Source organism: Bacteroides intestinalis DSM 17393 (genome assembly GCF_000172175.1).
Classification (GTDB): Bacteria; Bacteroidota; Bacteroidia; order Bacteroidales; family Bacteroidaceae; genus Bacteroides; species Bacteroides intestinalis.
In genome coordinates, this window is sequence record NZ_ABJL02000005.1 from 1 (window position 1) to 4,148 (window position 4,148).

Annotated in this window: 8 protein-coding genes and 1 pseudogene; 2 read left to right on the plus strand and 7 right to left on the minus strand. The window is 45.8% G+C overall.

What is annotated here, in order from left to right:
- Positions 1-359, plus strand: a pseudogene (locus BACINT_RS02090) (replication initiation protein); the annotation flags it as partial.
- A 36-nt stretch (positions 360-395) separates the two neighbouring features.
- On the opposite strand, the gene BACINT_RS02095 reads toward BACINT_RS02090, so the two are convergent.
- The 7 genes from BACINT_RS02095 to BACINT_RS02125 form a co-directional block, all read right to left on the minus strand.
- Positions 396-692 (minus strand): hypothetical protein, encoded by a 297-nt coding sequence (locus tag BACINT_RS02095; protein WP_425265811.1) that lies wholly within the window; start codon positions 690-692, stop codon positions 396-398.
- Entirely contained in the window at positions 646-1,098 is a 453-nt protein-coding gene (mbpC, locus tag BACINT_RS02100; RefSeq protein WP_004295511.1) for a mobilization protein MbpC, read from the minus strand. The genes BACINT_RS02095 and mbpC overlap by 47 nt, the downstream gene beginning before the upstream one ends.
- Entirely contained in the window at positions 1,055-1,849 is a 795-nt protein-coding gene (gene mbpB, locus BACINT_RS02105) for a mobilization protein MbpB (RefSeq protein WP_007560590.1), read from the minus strand. Before mbpB ends, mbpC begins: the two co-directional genes overlap by 44 nt.
- On the minus strand, positions 1,846-2,145 hold the full coding sequence (gene mbpA, locus BACINT_RS24760; RefSeq protein WP_004327437.1) for a mobilization protein MbpA: 300 nt from the start codon (positions 2,143-2,145) through the stop codon (positions 1,846-1,848). Before mbpA ends, mbpB begins: the two co-directional genes overlap by 4 nt.
- 192 nt (positions 2,146-2,337) lie before the next feature.
- Positions 2,338-2,535, minus strand: a complete 198-nt coding sequence (locus tag BACINT_RS02115; protein WP_004295503.1) for a hypothetical protein — start codon at positions 2,533-2,535, stop codon at positions 2,338-2,340.
- Between the two features lie 10 nt (positions 2,536-2,545).
- Positions 2,546-2,818, minus strand: coding sequence for a type II toxin-antitoxin system YoeB family toxin (locus BACINT_RS02120; RefSeq protein ID WP_004295504.1), 273 nt, complete (start codon positions 2,816-2,818; stop codon positions 2,546-2,548).
- On the minus strand, positions 2,818-3,069 hold the full coding sequence (locus BACINT_RS02125) for a hypothetical protein (protein ID WP_007660180.1): 252 nt from the start codon (positions 3,067-3,069) through the stop codon (positions 2,818-2,820). The genes BACINT_RS02120 and BACINT_RS02125 overlap by 1 nt, the downstream gene beginning before the upstream one ends.
- Before the next feature lie 412 nt (positions 3,070-3,481).
- Between BACINT_RS02125 and BACINT_RS02130 the strand changes: the two genes are divergently transcribed.
- Positions 3,482-4,148 (plus strand): replication initiation protein (locus tag BACINT_RS02130; protein ID WP_044154663.1); only part of this gene is annotated, 667 nt, incomplete at its 3' end.

Genomic DNA, 4,148 nt, shown 5'->3' on the forward strand with positions numbered 1-4,148 from the left:
CTTTCAACTACGTGAAAGTGCGTGAAAACCCAAACAACAAACGTAGCAAGGTGACCGGGTTTAGGTTCTACCCGGTCTATCAACCACAGTTCAGAGATGAAGAACTGGAAGGGAAAGAATTGCAAGCAAAGGTTACAGCACGATATCAGATAGACAGCCATGTGTACGAGTACCTCCGTTATTCCTGCGGCTTCACATCGGAAGAGATAAACCGGAACAAAGAGACATTCATAACGGCACAAGAAAAGATAACCGACCTTATCGGAGAACTGGCTCTCCTAAACGGAAAATCACGAGAAAAGAACAATCCGAAAGGGTGGATTATAAACGCCCTTAAAGGGAAAATCAAGGATAAGTAACAAGATTACCCGGCTGAAACACTCCGGGTAATCTTGTCAAATCAGAGGAACGATTTCCATTTCTACACCAAGTTCTTTCATCTGCTGTTGTATTTCCTCGCTGCTTAGTTTCTCTCTCGCCAGTGCAAGCCCATGAAAGGCGTCCCAGCCTGCCGGCTTCGAAACGATACTACCGTTTAGGACGGCATGGGTGATTTCGCCGCCGGACTTCGCACCCTTGTTCAGTATGAAGAAGAACCGGGGTTCTTCGTGTTCCGTTGTTCCCATAATTCGTAAAGTTAGATGTTTATTTATTCCCCTTTTGTTCCCTTGCCTGCTCTTGGTAGTATTCATAATACTGCTTGTAGTTGTCCCGGTCTTTGGCTGCATCCGTCCAAAGATAGCACATGAAACAAGCGAACAATAGGGAGATAACAGCACAAAGGATTGAGTAGAACGAAATTCGTTTGTCCACATAACCGCCGTTTTTCATTCTGTACCCCTGCCGTTCAAAGTCCGCCAACACGTTTTTTAGGCGATTTTCGGCACTTTCAAGGCTTTTCCCGTCTATTTGTACCTTTCGGGCTGTTGCGTCCTCTATGCGCTTCGTATAGACTTCAACACGCTTTAGTTCTTGATACACCAGTTCTACCGCAAGCTGCGGGTTTACCCTTGGCGTTGTATCTTTTCTTTTCCGGGGGCTGTACTGTCCCTGCTTAACGTTGGAAGCTGCCGCTTCCGGGTGTGAGTTTGTTTCCATGAGATATGTTCATTGAGTTGCACTTCAGTTTGCTTTGTGTCCGCTCGATATGGGCGAGAGTGTAGCCTTTCCCTATCTCGCTTGCCTTATACTCCGTACCGCTTCGGGCTGTGACATAGTAGCCGTTAAGTTTCCCGGTGCTTGCCCTGGCTTCCCGGACTTTAAAACCTCTCTTACCAAGTTCTTCCTTGAATTTGGTAAAGTCAAAGCCCTGCATCTTCTTCAATACGCCGTCCATGGCTTCCTTGATTTCCGCTTTGTTGACTTTGCCAATGTCCTGCGACTGTACAAAGTTCCGTTCCTTGGCTATGGCATTGGCGGCTTCCGTTGCCTTTTTCCCTATCCAGTTGTCCCGGTACAGTTCCCCGGAAAGGGAAACCCGGTTTGCCAGTATGTGCAGGTGGGCTTGCTCTTTCTTGCTCTCCGTACCGCTGTGCCGGATGATGATGTACTGGTGGTTCGCCAACCCCATGCGCTGCATGAAGTCGTTACCAAGTTCCGCCCAGTCCGCATCCGTAAAGGTGGCGCTTTCCTCTATCGAGGGGCTGACCTCGAAACGTAGGCAGTTGTTTTTTACGTTCGGAAAATCAATGTGATACGGTTTCATTTCCTGCACCATTTCCGCACCAGTACACCCATAAAGTTCATGCCGGGCTATCTCGGTGGCTACTGCCTGCCCGTTTATCTCTTTGGCGAGGTCGTACTCCAATGCCGCCACACCATGTGATATGCTTTTCCCTTTCCCTATCATCGTGAGAGTATTTTTTTGAGCTCTGTAATTAGTGCCCGGTTCTCCTCGAACACTTCCCGGTACTGGCGACCACCGAAGTAGTTGTTCAGCCGTTGGAGCGTTCCTTTCAACTGGGCTATGTCCCGGAGAAGCTGCCGTTCCTCCTCGGTGTACCTCTCCCTTGGGCGCCCCCCAAGGGACAAACTCCGGCAGTATTCCGATACGCTTAGACTGCACCGGGCTGCCTGCTCCGCAAGTGCGTCCTTTTCAAGTTCGGTACACCGGAATGTAATCTTTTCGTTCCGTCTTAGTTCCATGCCACAAAGGTAATCTTAAAATCTTTTTGAGCAAAGCGAGAAAAGCAAGAATTGTCCGACAAGGACACTTCTTGCTATATATACACATGCCGCATGGGAATACATCCACGCCAACCGCCCAGCAAAAAGCCCCGGCGTGTTAGAAAATCCCCCACAGCCTAACAAATTCTACCCCATTTCTACCCAAGGGGATTACACGCCGCAGAAGTCATCCGGGAACATGTCTTCCAGTTCGTCCAAATCAATGGTTTCTTCTTCGGACACCTCCACCCATTCAATGTTTTCTTTCCCTCTTATCGCACATGAGTACATCTCGGCGGCGGCAAGAGAAGAGAACACCTCGTGCATAGGCTCGCCGTTCTCTAACCAGTAAACACAATATTCGACCATAACAGTTTTATCATTTATCGTTGTAATGCCCCTCTACCTCCAAGATGTAGACCTCTACCACTTCCTCGTAAATGTCATAGATTATCCGGTCATGGGCGGTAATGTGTCGAGACCATGTAATATCCCCACCGCCCCTTAACGCTTCGGGATGCCCAAGCCCAGTCTTAGGGTGCTCTAACAATTCTTTGTAGATTTTCTTATACTTCTTGAACAAATTGGGGTTTGATTTCTTCCATTTGGCAATCACCTTATCCACCCCGTCGGAAACCCTAATTGTGTACATCATAGACTATCGAAATAAGCATCAATATCCTCACTGCTTTTGAGGGTAACACACTTTCCGGATTTGATTTCTTCCCTTGCCTTGTCAATCCTTGCTTGCAGCTCCGGGGTTATCCTCAAATCTTCACGACCAACTTTTACCAAAGCGTAAATCTCGTTTTTCCTGCGAATTAGTACCTGCTCGCCATTGTCAGCTTTGGTGAAAGACGCTGCGAGGTTGTTACGGTATTCTCTTACTGATAATGCTTCCATATCTGTTTGCTTTTAAATTCAGCACAAAGATAGCTATATTTCAATAAAATACAAACATTTTGTACACAAACGTGTACACGCCATAAAAACCCGTTTCCAATCCTACCGCCCGTTGGTTGGTTTTGCTTTGCTCTTTTTCCCTATCGTTTTTCTTTTTCCGACAGTAAATCAACCACTTAGCTCTATAAATTCCCCTTGTCTGTTATAAGCATCGTCTGTAATATGCTCTATCACTTCTTCGCAAACGCCCATAAATAAAGGGATTAGAACATGTGTTTCCCCACACTTTGGGAGTTTAGCCCCCACACTTTGGGGGTTTAAAAGTAAATTAGTCCCCACACTTTGGGAGTTTTACCCCTCTTTTTTTGTTTTAATGTGGGGATTGTGTATATTTGCAGCAAATCAATCGTTTATGAAAAAGAAACTACCTATTACCAAGAATAAAGATGTTGTTGTTTCATGGGTATATACATGGTCAAAACAGCAAGACATGTCCATACACGAACAAAGAATAGTTCTTCGCATACTGGAAGCGTGCCAAGCTGAACTAAAGGGAGTAAAACTGAAAGATTATGCAGGCACGAAACGCAAGTTTGAGCATGGACTTTGTGATGTTGATGCACAAATGCATGTATCTGACGTTATTTTTTCCGGACGTGATTACAATGAAATCATAGCCGCACTCGATTCTTTGGCAGGACGTTTTTTTACTTACGAAGATGACGAGGAATGGTGGAAGTGCGGATTTATATCTAACCCAAAATATAAAAAACGCACTGGCATTATAACCTTTCGTGTGTCTAACGACCTTTGGGATGTGTTTACCAAGTTCGCCAAGGGGTACAGAGAATTTGAGTTAAACAAGGCTCTTGCGCTACCTACTGGGTATTCCCTTAGGTTTTACATGTTAATGAGTGGGCAGGTGTACCCTTTGGATATATCCCTTGAAAACTTGAAAGACCGTCTTGGCATACCTGCGGACAAATACAAGGACAAGAACGGAAAAGACAGAATAGATCATTTTGAGGAAAGAGTTTTGAAACCAGCAAAGGCTGCGCTTGATGAGAGCTGCCCATACA

Excerpts from the sequence above, each read along its gene's own strand:
- BACINT_RS02095 (WP_425265811.1), bottom strand. The coding sequence starts at position 692 with ATGAATACTACCAAGAGCAGGCAAGGGAACAAAAGGGGAATAAATAAA.
- mbpC (WP_004295511.1), bottom strand. The coding sequence starts at position 1,098 with ATGGAAACAAACTCACACCCGGAAGCGGCAGCTTCCAACGTTAAGCAG.
- mbpB (WP_007560590.1), bottom strand. The coding sequence starts at position 1,849 with ATGATAGGGAAAGGGAAAAGCATATCACATGGTGTGGCGGCATTGGAG.
- mbpA (WP_004327437.1), bottom strand. The coding sequence starts at position 2,145 with ATGGAACTAAGACGGAACGAAAAGATTACATTCCGGTGTACCGAACTT.
- BACINT_RS02115 (WP_004295503.1), bottom strand. The coding sequence starts at position 2,535 with ATGGTCGAATATTGTGTTTACTGGTTAGAGAACGGCGAGCCTATGCAC.
- BACINT_RS02120 (WP_004295504.1), bottom strand. The coding sequence starts at position 2,818 with ATGTACACAATTAGGGTTTCCGACGGGGTGGATAAGGTGATTGCCAAA.
- BACINT_RS02125 (WP_007660180.1), bottom strand. The coding sequence starts at position 3,069 with ATGGAAGCATTATCAGTAAGAGAATACCGTAACAACCTCGCAGCGTCT.